This is a genomic window from Paenibacillus sp. USDA918EY (assembly GCF_009870825.1).
In the GTDB taxonomy this organism is placed as follows: Bacteria; Bacillota; Bacilli; order Paenibacillales; family Paenibacillaceae; genus Paenibacillus_AQ; species Paenibacillus_AQ albilobatus.
In genome coordinates this window covers 40,046-55,198 of record NZ_WTWY01000023.1, presented here as the reverse complement: position 1 = coordinate 55,198, position 15,153 = coordinate 40,046, and the positions used below count along the sequence as shown (strand labels likewise).

Sequence of the window (15,153 nt, the reverse complement as noted above, 5' to 3'; positions counted from 1 at the left end):
TGATGTCAGGATATTTACCATCCCCAAAAATTTTTATTAAGTAAGATTTTAATTGTTTTACCCGCCAAGCAACAATGTACCCGGCCAACAAAACTAAAAACGCCTCCTTGTGCCCGGAGCACAAAGAAGGCGTTTTTTTATCCAAGAATAAACAGATATATTTGATCGTAGAATGATGTCCGGATTCGCAACAGTCAAGCACTGGCAGTACAGGAACTATTTGATAGCTTACATCCGGCGAAAAGTTTAGGCTCGTTTCAATAACTGATATGCCGAGCACAAATACAGTTCAAATCGGCTTTGCGCGCTGTTCAGGTCGAGCCCCGTCATCGATTTGATCCGGTCGATGCGGTAATTGACCGAATTCCGATGGATAAACATCCGGTTCGACGTTTCGTTCAGGCTGCCGCCCGTCGCCAAATAGTGGTAAAGCGTGCTGACGTAGTTGGTGCCGTTTGCCTGGTCGTGTTCGGCCAGCTTGCCGATCCTTTCGTCGACGAACCTGCCCAGCCAAGCCGAATCGGACGAATACAGCAGCATTTGCAGCATTTCGACCTCCGCGTACGTAAACAGCTGCCGCCTCTGATTCAGCCGGAAGCCGATCGACACGGCCGTCCTTGCTTCGTTGTAGCTTCGATTCGCTTCAAAAAGCGGCGCCTGGCGGCCCATGCCGACCCGCACCGTATCCCACGGCTTCAGCCATCGCTGCAGCTCTTCGCTCCAGGGAAGCGGTCTCCTTTTGTTATCCGGCCGCTTTTCCGTGTCCGCAGTCGGTACGGAAGGCAAAAACAGCACGATTTTCCCGCCATGGATTTGCAGCTGGGGGCGAACCTTCCGGGCGGCGGATTCCTCCGACAAATAGGATTGAATGGCTTCCGCGATGGGAGCATCCTCGTTATAAAACGGCTCGTCCGCTTCAATAACGGCAACCTCCCATAGCCAATCCGGGGAAAGCCCGAGCTGCAGTCCTTTTGAAGCGGTGATCCTTTCGTCCGCCGGCGGGTTCAAAATCAGCTCTTCAAAAAACGTCCCCCGCAGCCTGCTTTCGGTGTCGAAGGCGATTTTTTCCCTCATCAGCTCCAGCGAAAACACGAGCCGCGCCTGCTCGATCAGCATCAGGTCCAGCTCGTCCAACCCCCGCTTTTCCACCACGAATTTGCCGAGCATTTTATTGTCGACGTTCACTTCCCATTGACGGTGATTGCCCGACGGGACGTAAGGATTGCCTTCCGGAGACGAGGCGAGTACGGCGCCGCCTTTGTCGACGATCCAAATCGGCGAATCGATCAGCTTCGAAACGCTGTCCGCGACCACCTGAATGCCTTTGTTGTTCAACACGAGGCCGGTCAGCGCTTTGTTGACCTCCTCGGAACGTTTCAGCAATACAGCCTGCCTGTTCAAAATTTGCTCCATGACGTTATAGGTAATGTCGATGTAAGCCGCTGACAGCGGCAGTTGGATGACCGGAATGTGATACAAATTGCTTTTCTCGATCATTTCCTGCGGAATTTGGGGAATAAACCGTTCGGGTTTGATGGCAATCCCCGCTCCGTTCACATTGGCCAGCTGTTCGATCATTTCGGTGAGCAAGGACGGATTATCCCGTGCGGGATAACCGGCCGTAAGCACCATTTCGCCTTCCCGCAGCCAGCTCCCGATATCGGGAACCTCCCAAATATCGATGTACTGCACGATCCGGTCCAGCCCCTGCTCCCCGCTGATCAGCTTTGCGTTTTTCATGACAGGCAGATTGAGCATTTCCCTTACGGTCAAGCCTCTCAAATTCATAAATCTCACCTCTCACGGTTCACGGTTATCAAGTATTCGCGGCTTGCTGCAGCTCTCATGACCGTGTGATTGGGCCTTGCCATTCCATTGTACCGCACCTTGCGATTCTCCCGCCATGAAGCGCCGCCGATATCCAGAAGAAGGCAATCACGCGGCGGCAATTCGGGAAGTCCGATTTTTTTCGGATCCTGTCCGGCAAATGAAAAAAAAGGAGTCCCTCCGTTTCCTAAAAAACCATCGGGGACACCCTTTCGCAAACAAGGACTTCGCCAATCCTCGTTCCATATGCGGTTATCTATCGATCCAGCGGAGATCAACGGCGTACCTGCACTTTTTCCGCGCCATGCTCCGCGCGTTTTTTAAAGATGACCTTCCGGATGCTTTCCACGGACAAGTGGAAGGTTTTCGTCAAAGATTCGAGCGAATGACCGCTGCAGTGGAGATTGTAGATCTCCTCGTTTCTGCGCTCGATCATCTGCCGGGTGCCACTGTTGACTCCCCAGCCGACACGCTCGCTGCTTCTTTTTGGAATGTAGATCAGCTCACCCTCAATGTGCTTCTGAAGCTCTTTGAGCAAACTAGGGGGAAGCACATCCCTCCCGTTTCGGTAATTCACGATAAACGTCCTCCTTCATCAGATGTTGGCTCCGATTTGCGATTTTTGCGTTGAACATTTTATCGTTCCCTCCTTTCTGTTATGTAGGATATATGAAAAAGGTAATTAGGGAGGCCAGTTCCGGCCCCCCTGAACTTTGCGATTTCCGCTTTAGGCGGAAACCACCTCGTTATTTGTGATCAAAATTGCATCAGCTCCTTTCTTTAGGAAGTTGTCGGCCGTCCGACATCTTTATTAACTCATAATTGGAGCTCCGCTTCAAGCGAAAAAATGAGTATATACGTTTTTTACCCGGATTTTTTTACCATTCTCATCAGAACGTCGATCTGACGGCTCCAAAAGTCCTCATCGGCCGGGCTTTCCTGCAGCATCAAACCTGTAATGACGGAAAAATAACAGAGCAAAAGCTCTACCGGATCCCCTTCGTAAAACTCTCCTTCCTGCTGCCCTTTGATAAAAATCGGGATGATATTTTCGATCGTCTTTTCCGGGGGATGCTCCGCAAGAAGCATCTTCGCCGCATCAGGCGCATCTTCGGATATTTGCACCTGCCGGATCAGCAGAAAATACAAACGATGCTCCGGATCAAGCATGATCCGCGTCAATTCCCTGATTTGTTCCGCGGGCGAGCCCGGAAATTCATGCAGCCGTCCAAGCGCGGAATCGGCTTCATACAGCGCTTCACGCACCAACTCCGTGTACAGTTCTTCCTTCGAATTAAAATACCTGTAGGAGAGTCCCTGGCTGATGCCTGCCGCGGCAGCGATGGAGCTTATTTTCGTTCCGGCGATCCCGTGCTGGGCAAACACCTTGAGCGCCGCTTGTTTGATTTGCGATTTGCGTTCCTCGTGAATCCGCTCAAGCTGCTGATCGGTTAATGGCGACACGTCTGTTTTCAACTCCATTCATGTTAATCCATGTTAATTCTATTGTAGGGCGGCTTGAACCAGGCTTCAAGACAAAACGCTGCGAATCTGCCGCTCGCTGATTTCCCACAGACGGGCCGCGCTTTTCGGGTCGACGGCGGATTTGGACGGAAACCCTGCTTTTAAATCCTTATAATAGTTGCCGCTTTGACCGGCCAGTTCGGCGGATTCCGCCAGCCATACGAGCGTTTCGGCCCCTTTTTCCGGCGTTCGGGAGAAAGGTTTCATGCAAGCCATCGTCATTCTGGCGAGTTTGCCGTTATTCATGTTGAAATTTGTTGATACAAGGCCCGGATCAAAGCAATTGACACTAACACCGGTGCCCTTCAATTTATCCGCAAGCTCCACCGTAACCAAGATATTCGCCAGTTTGGTTTCGCCGTAGCGGAGATTGGCGCCTCCCAGAAATTTTCTGAACGGGTGATATAACCGTTTGCCATCCAAATCCTCAAAATCGATTCCTCCCTTGACCATTTTATGACCGTGGGAAGAGGTGAAAATAATCCGTGCCTCCGCGTTTTCCTTTATTCGATCCAGCAGAAGCGTCGTGAGTAGAAACGGCCCCAAATGATTGACGGCCCATGTCATTTCAAAATGGTCTTCGCTCCAGTATCTCCGGTCGTAAAAGGCGCCGGCGTTATTGATGAGCACATCGATGCGCGGGCATTTTTCAAGTATATCTTTCGCAACCTTCCGCACGGAATGAAGCGATCCCATATCCGCGGTAAAAATGTCGATCTGAGCATGGCTTGCGCCGCTTTCCAGCCGAATCCGCTCGGCGCATTCGATAGCTTTTTTCCGGTTCCTGGCTATGATTCCGATTTTTGCTCCGTCCTGTGCCAGCGCACGTGCTGCGGCCAATCCGATTCCGCTCGTAGCGCCTGTAATAAGCACGTATTTATCCCGAATCGTCCAAGGCAAAGCAGCGGCTTCCTTTTGCATATTCAACATGTTCAAATCCCTCCGTTTTTTATGAATGAATAGTTCATTCATTTTTAAAATCAATATATTCCGTTTTTTCCCTGTTGTCAATTCTTTTCAAAAAAAGAACCGCCTCTTTTTAAAAGAGACGGTTTCCGCTTACGAAAACGTAGGATTACCAGCCTGTAACGGCAATGTCTTCATGCATGTTTTGCAAATAATCCGGCAGCGGTCCTCCGTGCATCAGCCACAGTTCATGCAGCGCGCGGGTACAGCCCACGTACAGCAGCTTGGCGTCCCATGACGAAGCGCCGTAGCGCTCGCTGTCTGCATCCGCCAAGATGACCGCATCGAACTCAAGCCCTTTCGAGAGGTAGACGGGCAGGACGGAAAGTCCCCCCTCGTATGCCTGATCACCGCCGTCGATCAAATGAAGCTCGGGCAGATCCGGCTTCAGCCGTTCGTACAGCTCCTTCGCGTCCTTCAGCGTTCGGGTCAATACGGCCACCGTGCGGTATTCGCCTGAAGAAAGCTTTTGCAGCCCTGCGCGCAAATCATTCAGACGCCCGCCGCCGCCGCTTCCGTAAGCAATCAAACGCACCGGGTTCCCGCTGCGGAACACCGGCACCGCCAGCAGCTCGCTGTTTACGCCTTGCTCGAGGATGCGGTTGGCGAATTCGATGATTTCCATCGTCGACCGGTAGCTGCGCGTCAAAGCGAAATACGCCGTGTCCTCCGGCTTGAACCATGACCTCATTTCGTCCCAGCCGTGAACGCCGCGATACGCATGGATACCTTGGGACAAGTCACCGAGAATCGTAAAGGAATGCCCCTTGACGAACAGATCGAGAACCGCGACCTGGAAAGGCGAAAAATCCTGCGCTTCGTCGATGACGATGTGATCGAACCGCTGCTCCCCCGTAATGTCGTTAAGCAGATAATGAATGTACAGAAGGGCGGGCAGATCTTCTTCGCGAAGAACGTCCTTTTTCAAATCCTTTTGCGTCGATTTCATGACGCCGTCCGGAATCCCGGCCAGCAGCTCTTCGGGCCAGCCGGCCTGCAGCTTCAGCGCCTTGAACATTTGCTTGTACAACACGACCGGCTCGTATTTCGGCCATTTGGAAGCATAGGATTTTTCGCGTTGGGATGCTTTTTTCTTCCGTTCTTTCAGCGCGGCGGCGGATGGCGATTTTTTCAGCTCCATCTCGACCCAGCGGTGGATTCTTGCCATCACCCGCTCTTTCCGCTTCGCCAAAGGATACGGCTTGTATTCATCGTTGAACCAATGGAGAATGGTGGCGCGCGAAAGCACGGCGCCTTCCCATGGCATAAAATCCGCTTCGGGCACCGACGCATCCTCCATAACCTCGATGCAGGCGCGGATCATCTCCATGAACCGGATCGAACCTTTGAACCGCCCGGGAACTTCGTCCGTCACTTCCGGCATCCCGTCGGCAGACTCGAACCAGTAGGACAACGTCTCGGAAGGATCGGCAAGCGGCAAATCAATGCCGAGCAGCCGCATGGCCCAATCCGCAAACGTGCTCTGCTGGATGTCGCCGACCCCAAGCTCGGGCAGCACGTCGGATATGTAATCGAGAAACATAAGGTTCGGCGCAAAAATGATCATTTTTTCAGCCGCGACCTGCTCTTTGTACTGGTACAGCAAATACGCGAGACGGTGCAGCGCCACGGTCGTTTTTCCGCTTCCCGCGACCCCTTGGATGATCAGCGCCGTATTTCGGGCCGCGCGGATGATTTTGTCCTGTTCCGCCTGGATGGTCGAGACGATGTCGCGCAGCTTGTTGTCCTTGTTTTCGCCGAGCCGGTAAACCAGAAATTCGTCCGACACCGCCGGCTGGTCGCTGTTCCGGTCATAGGTATCGGATACCCGTTCCAAAATCTGCTTCCGGATGACGAGGTTGCGCTTCAAATACACCAGCCCTTCGATCGTTCCTTCGGGGGCTTCGTACGCAGCCGGTTCGTCGCCGCCCGTGAAGGAATAAAACACGCTGGCAATCGGCGCCCGCCAATCGATCACCATCGGCTGATCCCCGACCTCCGCGTGGTCGACGCCGATTTTGCCGATATACAGCGGCTTAGGCTCCGCATCGTTTGTTTCCTGAAAGTCAAGCCGGCCGAAATAAGGGGCAGCCAGGCTTTTGGCCAAAGATTGCCTTTTTTCCTCGCGTCCGGCCTCGAGCACCTGTTCAGTGAAATCATGTCCGGTATACACCGGGATCGCCCGCAGCCGTTTCAGCTGCCTGTCAATTTCCGCTATCGTTGCATTCAGCCTTCGCTCTTCCTCTTGATAGGCACTTTGAAAAGTTTGCTCCAATTTCAGTTACCTCCTAAAAGTTCTTCCGTCAGCCAAAAAGCCGTACGGGAGCCGTTCCTGCAGCATTCGCATGCAACTCGTGCCCGATGCGGCCGAGCGCTGCAGAACTACCCTGCCCTGGTAAGCCGATGCTTAGTCGTGAGCCATAAGCCCGCTTAGAAAGGATTTTCAGTATATCACAATGAAGGCGCATTCTCCATAGCCGCGATTGAAAACGGCTGCATCAGAAAAAACATTCGGGTCTTTACAATCTTGTTCGAAGCGGTATAATGGGAACCAGCAAAAAACTGCATACGGAAAGATAGCACTAGGGGTGCCTTTTTGGCTGAGAGACAAGTAGCGAATGCATGCTCGAACGTTAACCCTTCACACCCGATCTAGGTCATACTAGCGTGGGGAAGTGCGGTGAAACGACAGCCATGAAGCCCTTCTTTCGCAACGTCTGAAGCGGGCCTTCAAGCCGTCCGGTGAGCTGCACTCTTTCGGGTGCGGTTTTTTTGTGCGCCGGCCGGCAGAAAGTTCGAATATGTATCAGCGTTCGTACAAGGAGGAAACGAAAATGGTGAGTGAAAAATGGGTTTGCGGAACGAGCCGCATCGCGGGCTGCCGCTTTTCGATCTACCCGCTGAGCGGCGATTTTGTATCGATCATTGAAGACGCCTTGAAAAAAACGAATACGTCCAAAGTTTGGATGCTGACGGATGATGTCAGCACCTGCGTCCGCGGACGGATGTCCCAGGTCTTCGACGTTGTGCATGCGATCTTCGCCCATGCGGCGGCAAGCGGCGAGCACGTCGTGTTCAGCGGCACGTTTTCGATCGGCTGCCCCGGGGATTCCAGCGGGGACGTTTACATGTCCGAGGATGACGTCCGGTTGAACGAACCGCCGCCTGGCGTCGACACCGCGGCACAGTTTGCCCTTTACCCGCTGAACGCCCCGGGATACATGGGCATGATTGCGGATGCGGTCGAGGCCGCCAAAAGTCTCGGCACCTTCTCCGGCAGCGTTCATTACGCAAGCCGTCTGGACGGAAGCGCAAACGACGTCTTCCGCACATTGGAGCAGGTCTTCGCCAAGGCTGCGGACGAAGTGTCCCATCTGGTGATGACCGCAACCTTGTCGTGCAACAGCCCTTCGCCGAAACCCGTGCGGAAATCGGCCGGGGAGGCGATGGCCCGATGAAAAACTGGAAGCTGCGCGACATCATCGTGCTGAGTTCGCTGTCCGTCGTTTTTGCCGTCGTGTACGTACTTTTCCTGCAGGTCGGCAACGTGCTGGTCGGCTTTATGGGGCCGATGGGTTACGAAGTCATTTTTGGGATCTGGTTTATCGTATCGGTCATCTCGGCTTACATACTGCAGCGGCCGGGAGCCGCGCTTCTGTCGGAAACGGAAGCCGGATGCGTTGAGCTCCTGATCGGCAACACCGCCGGCCCGGTTCTGATTTTGTCGGCATTCATTCAAGGGCTTGGCGCTGAAGCGGTGTTTGCGGCGCTTCGTTACCGCAGCTATTCCGCTCCGGCCCTGATGGCTGCGGGTGCCGGCGCCGCCGTCTTCAGCTTTGCCTGGGGATTCATTCATTCCGGGTTTGCCGCGCTGTCGCCGGGATTGCTGCTCGCCATGTTCGTCACCCGCGTCATCAGCGCCGCGCTGCTGGCAGGCCTTCTCGGCAAATGGATCGCGGACGCCCTTGCAAAAACGGGCGCGCTCCGCAGCTTTCCGATCGCCAAAACCTCGCGGGGACGGCTGGGATCCAAAGCGGAGGTTTCGTGATGGCCGCCGGGGAACGGCAGCCGGACCGCAGCCCGGTGCTTGTCGCCGACCGCATATCCCTGAGACTGGACGAAGATCAAACGGAACCGGTCCTGTCCTCGGTATCGCTGACGCTGCACGAACGGGAACTGACGCTTCTTCTCGGTCCGGGCGGCTGCGGAAAAAGCTCGCTTACCCTCTGCCTTAACGGGATTTACCCGCATGCCGTGGAAAGCGAGGTCACCGGCTGCGTAAAGATTTTCGGGAAAACGCTGGACGGGGAACATCCCGGAGAAACGGCGCAAATCGTCGGCATCGTCTTTCAAGACCCGGACAGTCAATTTTGCATGCTGACGGTCGAGCAGGAGCTTGCATTTTGCCTCGAAAACGTCTCTTGTCCCCGGGAGGAAATCGGCGAACGGATCGACGACGCGTTAAGGCTTGTTCAGCTGAGCGATTGCAGGGATCGGCTGATCCATGAACTTTCCGGCGGACAAAAGCAGCGCGTCGCCATCGCGGCGGCGCTTGCCCTGCGGCCGAAGGTGCTCCTTCTGGATGAGCCCACCTCCAATCTCGATCCGGCTTCGGCGCGGCAGCTTGCCGAGCGGATCCATGCCATCCGCCGGCTGCTGCCCGTGACGACGCTGCTGATCGAACATCATCTGGATCCGTGGATGGAATATGTCGACCGGCTTGTCGTCATGGATCATCAAGGAACCGTTCAATATGAAGGGGATCCGGGGCATTTTTTTGAAAGCCGGGATGCCGAAGCCGAAAGCGCCGGCATTTGGCTGCCCCGGGCCGTCGGGCTTCACCGGGAGCTTTCCCGCTCTGCCGGCATGACGGAAGGCGGCGATCCACCGGAGGCTGGTTCAGCCCCGCCGCCGCTTTCAATCCGCGATCTCATTCGGCGGTAGACCCGATACCCGGCTCCCGTCCAAAACGCGGCGATCCGCCTGCTCAAAGAAAAGCTTCGCCAAGATCGCAGGTCGTCGGAACAGGACATTCCGGGAGCCCCACCGAACCCGGTGAATGCCGGTTTGGGCGATCCGGTCCCGCTGCGTGCGGAAAAAGTGTCCTTCTCCCGGGGCGGACGCGTGATCGTTCAAGAGGCGTCCTTTTCCGTCCGCGCAGGGGAACTGCTTGCGGTGGCGGGCCGCAACGGCGCCGGAAAATCGACGCTGATGGCTTTGCTGTCCGGACTGCTGATGCCTTCCTCCGGCAGCGTCTCGCTTCACGGCAAACCGCTGACAGCCTGGAAGGAAGCGGAGCTTCGCCGAAAGATCGGCTGCATTTTCCAACATCCCGAGCATCAATTCGTGACGGACACGGTATATGACGAGCTGGCATATTCCCTTCGTTTGCAGCACTTCAGCGAAACGGAAGTCGATAACCGGGTTCGCAGCCTTCTGGCGCAATTTCGCCTCGAGGGACGGGAGAGGTATAGCCCATTCTCGCTCAGCCAAGGCCAGAAGCGGCGCCTGAGCGTGGCTGCCATGATGTCCGACGAGCGGCAAATTTTGCTTTGCGACGAGCCGACCTACGGTCAGGACGCTTATGCGGCTAAAGAGCTGATGTCCGGCTTGCGCGCCCGCGCCGACATGGGGCTGGCCGTCGTCGTCATCACGCATGACATGGAATTCGTCCAGGAATACGCCGACCGCGTCGTCGTCATCAACAACGGTTCCGTTGATTACGACGGGCCCCCGGGTTCGCTCTGGTCGAGCCCCGAGCAGTTCCTGAAAGAACGCGGCCTGATCCCGCCGATCGCCGCACAAATGCTGCAGGCACTGGAGGGGGAACGGGCATGCTGAATGTACAAAGCGGCAAAATCGGCTCCCCCAAGCGTTCGTTCCTCCAACTCGAGCATCTGAATCCGGCCATGAAAGGGTTGACCGTCATCCTGTGCGTGCTGCCGCTGTCGCTGGCCTTCGATCCGGTAACCGTCGCCGCGGCTTTGGCGCTGACGGTGCTTGTGACCTGGCTGTTCGGGAACATCCCGTGGAAAAGATGGCTGCTGCTTTTTTCCCCGTTTCTCATTTTGGCGTTCGGCTGCTTCTGGACGGCAGCCTTGTTTCCGCGCGAGCCTATAGGTCCGGATTCCGAGCTGCTGTGGTCGGTCGGAGCGGTCCGGGTGACTCAGGAAGCATGCTGGATCGCGCTTTCGCTCAGCCTGCGGGCGCTGCTGTTTTCTGCGCTGTCGCTGCTTTTTATGTTGACGACCGACCCGGTCAAGCTGATGCTCAGCCTGATGCAGCAATGCAAGCTGCCGCCCAAGCTGGCGTACGGCATTTTGGCCGGCTTTCGGTTTTTGCCATTGTTCCGCGAGGAATTGTCTATTATGCAAAAAGCGCACCGCGTAAGGGGGGCCGGACGGATCCGCCGGACGCCCCGCTCGCTGCTGCAGGCTTTGAAGCGTTACGGCATTCCGCTGCTGGCGGGAGCGATCCGCAAATCGGAGAGGACGGCGGTGGCGATGATATCGAGAGGGTTTACCGGATCGGGCCGCCGCGATTTTTATACCCGGGTCCCGGTTACCTGGAAGGACGGCGTGTTTATGGCGCTCATGCTTGCCATCGTGGCAATCGGATACGGGCTTTCTTACGCTCTCGGGACGCTGCGGTGGTATAACGGCGAGCTTTGATTTTTCCGTCATCGGAATCGCGTGTTCTAGAAAGCAAAAAGCTGCCTTTATCCGTCCATCCGAAAAAAAGCTGTCCCAAAAAGGACAGCTTTTGCCATTCCAACGTTCTATTAAAGCATTGCAGCCGGCGCAGAGAACGCCGGCCTTCCATCTCTGCCCGGAAAGGCTTATCTCCATTCCGCCACCTTCCACACATCCGTCACCCAATCTGCATAAAAGGCCGGCTCGTGGGAGACGAGCAAAACCGTGCCTTCGTAATCCATCAATCCTTTTTTTAGCGCCTCTTTCGCCCGGACGTCCAAATGGTTCGTCGGCTCATCCAGGACAAGCAGGTGGCTGGGCGACAACATCAGCTCGGCCAGCCGTACCTTGGCTTGTTCGCCGCCGCTGAGCGTGCGGATCGGCTTGCGGATATGTTCCGCCGTCAAGCCGGACATCGCAAGCACCTTGCGGATCTCCTTTTGCGTCAAGTCCGGCCGCAGCGCCCACACCTTTTCCATCGGCGTTTCCTCCGGCGCTGTATCCTCCTGCCGGTAGTAAGCCGTTTTAACCTTTTCGGATGCCAACAATTCTCCGCCAAGCGGCCGGAGCTGTCCGAGCAGCGTATTGACGAGCGTGGATTTGCCCGCCCCGTTTTCGCCGACGATCGCGATTTTATCGCCTTTGCGGACCTTCAGCGAAACCGGTTTGAACAGAGGGCTGCCATAACCTACTTTCAAATCTCTTGTTTCAACGATGTCGGTACCTGCCGTCGCGGACGGGACGGAAAACGCAAAACGCGGCGCGGGCCCTTCCACCGGCTTTTCGACCCGGACGATTCTGCCCAGCATTTTTTCACGGCTTTTGGCCTGCTTCGCTTTGCGGATCCGGTTTTTGTCGATAAAAGCCTCCAGCCTTTCGATCTCTTTGCTCTGTTTCTCGTAAGCGATCTGCTGCTGCGCTTGCCCGAGCGCAAGCTCCTTTTGGAACTGCCGGTAGTTGCCTGCGTAACGCTTTATATTTTGATGCGCCAGATGGAAAATGACCGTCGTGATTTCATTCAGGAAATGTTCATCATGGGAAACCACGATGTAAGCATGCGGATAACGTTTCAGATACGCTGTCAGCCATTCGATATGAACCTGATCCAAATAGTTGGTCGGCTCATCCAGCAGCAGCACCTGTGGTTCTTCGAGCAGCAGCTTGGCCAGGAGCAGTTTTGTTTTCTGCCCGCCGCTGAGCGTGCCGACATCCCTTTCAAGCCCCAACTCCGTAATGCCGAGACCCGCAGCGATGTCTTCGATTTTCGAGGATACCTGGTAAAAATCGTGATGCTCTAATAGCGCCTGAAGTTCTCCGTATTTCCGCAGCAGCGCGTCCAGATCCTCGCCCGGATCCGCAAAACGCTCGGCGATCGCGTTCATTTCCTTTTCCATGTCGAACAGCCGCGAAAACGCCCGCTCCAAATATTGGCGTATCGTCGTCCCCGCCTGCAATTCGATATGCTGCTCCAAAAATCCGACCCGCACCTGCGGCGACCATGCGATGGTTCCCGCATCCGGCAGCAAGCTGCCGGTAAGCAGACGGAACAAGGTGGATTTGCCCGCGCCGTTGGGACCGACCAAGCCGGCATGCTCCCCGGAAAGCAAGCGGAAATGGACGTCCCTGAACGTCGTCTGATCGCCGTACATATGCGTTAATCCTTCGACATTTAATATACTCATCGTTTTTTCTCTCCTTTTGGTTTCGTTGGATTCAAGCGAAAGCCATCCGGAGAAACAGCGGTATGAAATTTGCAAGCGGCGCTCCTGCGCGCTTAACGGAAGTTTTTGATTGTCAAAACTGTCCGTCCCTTCACTTTGGCGAAAAAAAACGGGTAAGGCGAATACACCTTACCCGTAATTTCTATATCAGAGTAAGAAAGGATTCGGATCATATCAACTGTTCTCGAGATGGCTTGTTAAAAAAGGGCAGACTTCTCCCGTCTTAAGCCAAATCTCTTACAAGAACAGTTGATCTTTCCATACCTTTCCACCTCATATCGTCAATTTGGAATCATTGCGGCGGTTTGGGCGGGATAAAAAGTTGACCTGCGCAAAACCTTCGCTATTTCAAGATTATAATGATGCTTCATTCCGGTTGTCAACCCCGATGGGCGTTAGCCTTGGCGGGCCCGGAAATTCCCGCTTAATCGATATAATCCTTTAACCGCTTGCTTCGGCTGGGGTGTCTCAGCTTCCGCAGCGCCTTCGCTTCGATTTGGCGAATCCGTTCGCGGGTAACGCCGAAGACTTGGCCTACCTCTTCCAGGGTCCGCGTCCGTCCGTCCTCCAGCCCGAATCTGAGGCGAAGCACGTTTTCCTCGCGTTCCGTGAGCGTATCCAGCACGTCGCCGAGCTGCTCCTTCAAAAATTTATGCGCAGCGGAATCGACGGGAGCCAACGCGTCATGATCTTCGATAAAATCGCCGAGCTTCGAATCGTTTTCGTCCCCGATCGGCGTCTCGAGCGATACCGGCTCCTGGGAGATTTTCATGATTTCCCGAACCTTCTCCACGCTCAGTTCCATGGCGCGCGCGATTTCTTCCTCTTCGGGCTCGCGCCCCAATTCCTGAACCAGCTGTCTCGAAATGCGCGTAAATTTATTGATCGTTTCGATCATATGAACCGGAATGCGGATCGTTCTGCCTTGGTCGGCAATGGCGCGCGTAATCGCTTGCCGGATCCACCACGTCGCATAGGTGCTGAATTTGAAGCCTTTTGTGTAATCGAACTTATCCACCGCTTTGATGAGTCCCATATTCCCTTCCTGGATCAAATCAAGCAGCTGCATTCCCCGTCCCGCATATCTCCTTGCGATGCTGACGACAAGCCGGAGATTGGCCTCGACCATCATTTTTTTGGCTTCTTCGTCGCCGGCTGCGACGCGTTTCGCCAAATTCACTTCATCCTCCGCACTGAGCAAGCCGACCCGGCCGATTCCCTTCAAATACATGCGCACCGAGTCGTCATTTTTCATTCCCGTCGGCAGAAGCTCTGCATCAGCAAAAGTGACGGCGTGCTCCTGATCGTTCGTATCGGCATGATTTGTCTCTAATTCATGTTCCTCGTTTGCCATACGTACGCCCTCCCCCTTCAAAGATCATTTCGACACCATCATGCATCCCTCATTGCTGCCGCCCTCAAATTAATATTGACGAACACAATAAAATATGCTAAAATATGAATGACTATATAATATCAATTTAAGGGTACACTATATAGTATCATATACGCTTGTCATATGCAACATGTTTCAAAAAAATAACGCAAATCAACATACTTTTTTTTCATATAACCGAAACGGGGCTCTTTTCCGCAAGAGCCCGTTTCGGTTTTTTACTGCCTTGTTACTCCGATTGAGGGTCCCATTCCAAAACAGCCAGAACCGGAACATGATCCGAGGCGGTATTCTCCGGGATGGCCTCCGATGTCGCCAGCCTCCACCCGCTCTGTTTATCAAACAGGATATAGTCGATTTTTCCATCCACCGGATGGGTCGGCCCGATGTGAGCCGTTGCGTCGTCCATCATCGTTTCCGTCCACGTCCGGATCGGCCCGGAATCCGGCAGCGCGTTCATATCCCCCGCCAGAATGAACGGCGTTTTGTCCTTAAGATATTCCCGGATACGGTCCGCCTGGGCCCACCGGATTCGTTCGGCCAGCTGAACGTCTTCCTGCCATTCCAGATGGGTGTCCGCAAACACGACGGACGGGAGCCCATGACCTAATGCCAGCTTTGCTGCGAGCATGACGCGCTGTTCGCCGCCGGGTTCGTTTGGCAGCATCATCGCATGAACCGATTCAAACGGAAATTTGGAAAGAATCGCAATGCCGTATTCGCCTCCGTCAAAAGCAATCGCCTGCGCGAATCGGTGATGCATGCCCGTAAGCCTGCCCAGCTCCGCCGCCTGATCCGCGCCGCCGCTTCGGGACAGATGCCGATCCACCTCCTGCAGCGCTACGAGATCGGGACGGGCGCTTCGGATCACGCCGGCAATCCGTTCCAAATCCAGAACGCCGTCCATCCCTTCTCCATGATGAATGTTGTAAGTCAATACCCGCAGAACCGGCTTTATGTTCCCTTTCGCAGTATAAACCTCCTTGGCGGTTCCGTCCGAAAAGCCCGCTGCTTTCATCGGAAAGCT

General features: G+C 54.8%; 13 protein-coding genes and 1 riboswitch. Of the genes, 5 read left to right on the top strand and 8 right to left on the bottom strand.

What is annotated here, in order from left to right; genetic code table 11:
* Positions 1–246: 246 nt before the first annotated feature.
* The 5 genes from GQY55_RS28200 to GQY55_RS28180 form a co-directional block, all read right to left on the bottom strand.
* Positions 247–1,788, bottom strand: a complete 1,542-nt coding sequence (locus GQY55_RS28200) for a PucR family transcriptional regulator (protein ID WP_160045251.1) — start codon at positions 1,786–1,788, stop codon at positions 247–249.
* 313 nt (positions 1,789–2,101) lie between these two features.
* Entirely contained in the window at positions 2,102–2,404 is a 303-nt protein-coding gene (locus GQY55_RS28195; RefSeq protein WP_160045250.1) for a CD3324 family protein, read from the bottom strand.
* 287 nt (positions 2,405–2,691) lie between these two features.
* Positions 2,692–3,309, bottom strand: coding sequence for a TetR/AcrR family transcriptional regulator (locus GQY55_RS28190; RefSeq protein WP_160045249.1), 618 nt, complete (start codon positions 3,307–3,309; stop codon positions 2,692–2,694).
* Positions 3,310–3,357: 48 nt separating this feature from the next.
* On the bottom strand, positions 3,358–4,272 hold the full coding sequence (locus GQY55_RS28185; protein WP_160045280.1) for an SDR family oxidoreductase: 915 nt from the start codon (positions 4,270–4,272) through the stop codon (positions 3,358–3,360).
* 154 nt (positions 4,273–4,426) lie between these two features.
* A complete protein-coding gene (locus tag GQY55_RS28180; RefSeq protein WP_160045248.1) occupies positions 4,427–6,592 on the bottom strand; it encodes a HelD family protein in 2,166 nt (721 codons plus the stop codon).
* 299 nt (positions 6,593–6,891) lie between these two features.
* Positions 6,892–7,008: riboswitch (TPP riboswitch) on the top strand.
* Between the two features lie 146 nt (positions 7,009–7,154).
* Here GQY55_RS28180 and GQY55_RS28175 point away from each other — a divergent pair.
* The 5 genes from GQY55_RS28175 to GQY55_RS28155 all read left to right on the top strand — a co-directional run bounded on the left by GQY55_RS28175 (position 7,155) and on the right by GQY55_RS28155 (position 10,988).
* Positions 7,155–7,775: a YkoF family thiamine/hydroxymethylpyrimidine-binding protein gene (locus tag GQY55_RS28175; RefSeq protein WP_442953648.1), complete on the top strand. Its 621-nt coding sequence runs from the start codon at positions 7,155–7,157 to the stop codon at positions 7,773–7,775.
* A complete protein-coding gene (locus GQY55_RS28170) occupies positions 7,772–8,365 on the top strand; it encodes an ECF transporter S component (protein ID WP_160045246.1) in 594 nt (197 codons plus the stop codon). Before GQY55_RS28175 ends, GQY55_RS28170 begins: the two co-directional genes overlap by 4 nt.
* Positions 8,365–9,261, top strand: coding sequence for an ABC transporter ATP-binding protein (locus GQY55_RS28165; protein WP_160045245.1), 897 nt, complete (start codon positions 8,365–8,367; stop codon positions 9,259–9,261). Before GQY55_RS28170 ends, GQY55_RS28165 begins: the two co-directional genes overlap by 1 nt.
* A gap of 111 nt (positions 9,262–9,372) precedes the next feature.
* A complete protein-coding gene (locus tag GQY55_RS28160; protein ID WP_160045244.1) occupies positions 9,373–10,158 on the top strand; it encodes an energy-coupling factor ABC transporter ATP-binding protein in 786 nt (261 codons plus the stop codon).
* Entirely contained in the window at positions 10,152–10,988 is an 837-nt protein-coding gene (locus GQY55_RS28155) for an energy-coupling factor transporter transmembrane component T family protein (RefSeq protein ID WP_160045243.1), read from the top strand. Before GQY55_RS28160 ends, GQY55_RS28155 begins: the two co-directional genes overlap by 7 nt.
* A 167-nt stretch (positions 10,989–11,155) precedes the next feature.
* On the opposite strand, the gene GQY55_RS28150 is transcribed toward GQY55_RS28155, so the two are convergent.
* The 3 genes from GQY55_RS28150 to GQY55_RS28140 form a co-directional block, all read right to left on the bottom strand.
* Entirely contained in the window at positions 11,156–12,691 is a 1,536-nt protein-coding gene (locus GQY55_RS28150; protein WP_160045242.1) for an ABC-F family ATP-binding cassette domain-containing protein, read from the bottom strand.
* Positions 12,692–13,154: 463 nt separating this feature from the next.
* The gene (gene rpoD, locus GQY55_RS28145) at positions 13,155–13,985 is read right to left on the bottom strand and encodes an RNA polymerase sigma factor RpoD (protein ID WP_236575932.1); all 831 of its coding nucleotides are present in this window, start codon (positions 13,983–13,985) and stop codon (positions 13,155–13,157) included.
* A gap of 370 nt (positions 13,986–14,355) precedes the next feature.
* The gene (locus GQY55_RS28140; RefSeq protein WP_160045240.1) at positions 14,356–15,144 is read right to left on the bottom strand and encodes an endonuclease/exonuclease/phosphatase family protein; all 789 of its coding nucleotides are present in this window, start codon (positions 15,142–15,144) and stop codon (positions 14,356–14,358) included.
* Positions 15,145–15,153: the final 9 nt, after the last annotated feature.

Coding starts and splice junctions, on each gene's coding strand:
- GQY55_RS28200 (WP_160045251.1), bottom strand. CDS start 1,788: ATGAATTTGAGAGGCTTGACCGTAAGGGAAATGCTCAATCTGCCTGTC.
- GQY55_RS28190 (WP_160045249.1), bottom strand. CDS start 3,309: ATGGAGTTGAAAACAGACGTGTCGCCATTAACCGATCAGCAGCTTGAG.
- GQY55_RS28185 (WP_160045280.1), bottom strand. CDS start 4,272: ATGCAAAAGGAAGCCGCTGCTTTGCCTTGGACGATTCGGGATAAATAC.
- GQY55_RS28170 (WP_160045246.1), top strand. CDS start 7,772: ATGAAAAACTGGAAGCTGCGCGACATCATCGTGCTGAGTTCGCTGTCC.
- GQY55_RS28165 (WP_160045245.1), top strand. CDS start 8,365: ATGGCCGCCGGGGAACGGCAGCCGGACCGCAGCCCGGTGCTTGTCGCC.
- GQY55_RS28155 (WP_160045243.1), top strand. CDS start 10,152: ATGCTGAATGTACAAAGCGGCAAAATCGGCTCCCCCAAGCGTTCGTTC.
- GQY55_RS28150 (WP_160045242.1), bottom strand. CDS start 12,691: ATGAGTATATTAAATGTCGAAGGATTAACGCATATGTACGGCGATCAG.
- rpoD (WP_236575932.1), bottom strand. CDS start 13,985: ATGAAAAATGACGACTCGGTGCGCATGTATTTGAAGGGAATCGGCCGG.
- GQY55_RS28140 (WP_160045240.1), bottom strand. CDS start 15,144: ATGAAAGCAGCGGGCTTTTCGGACGGAACCGCCAAGGAGGTTTATACT.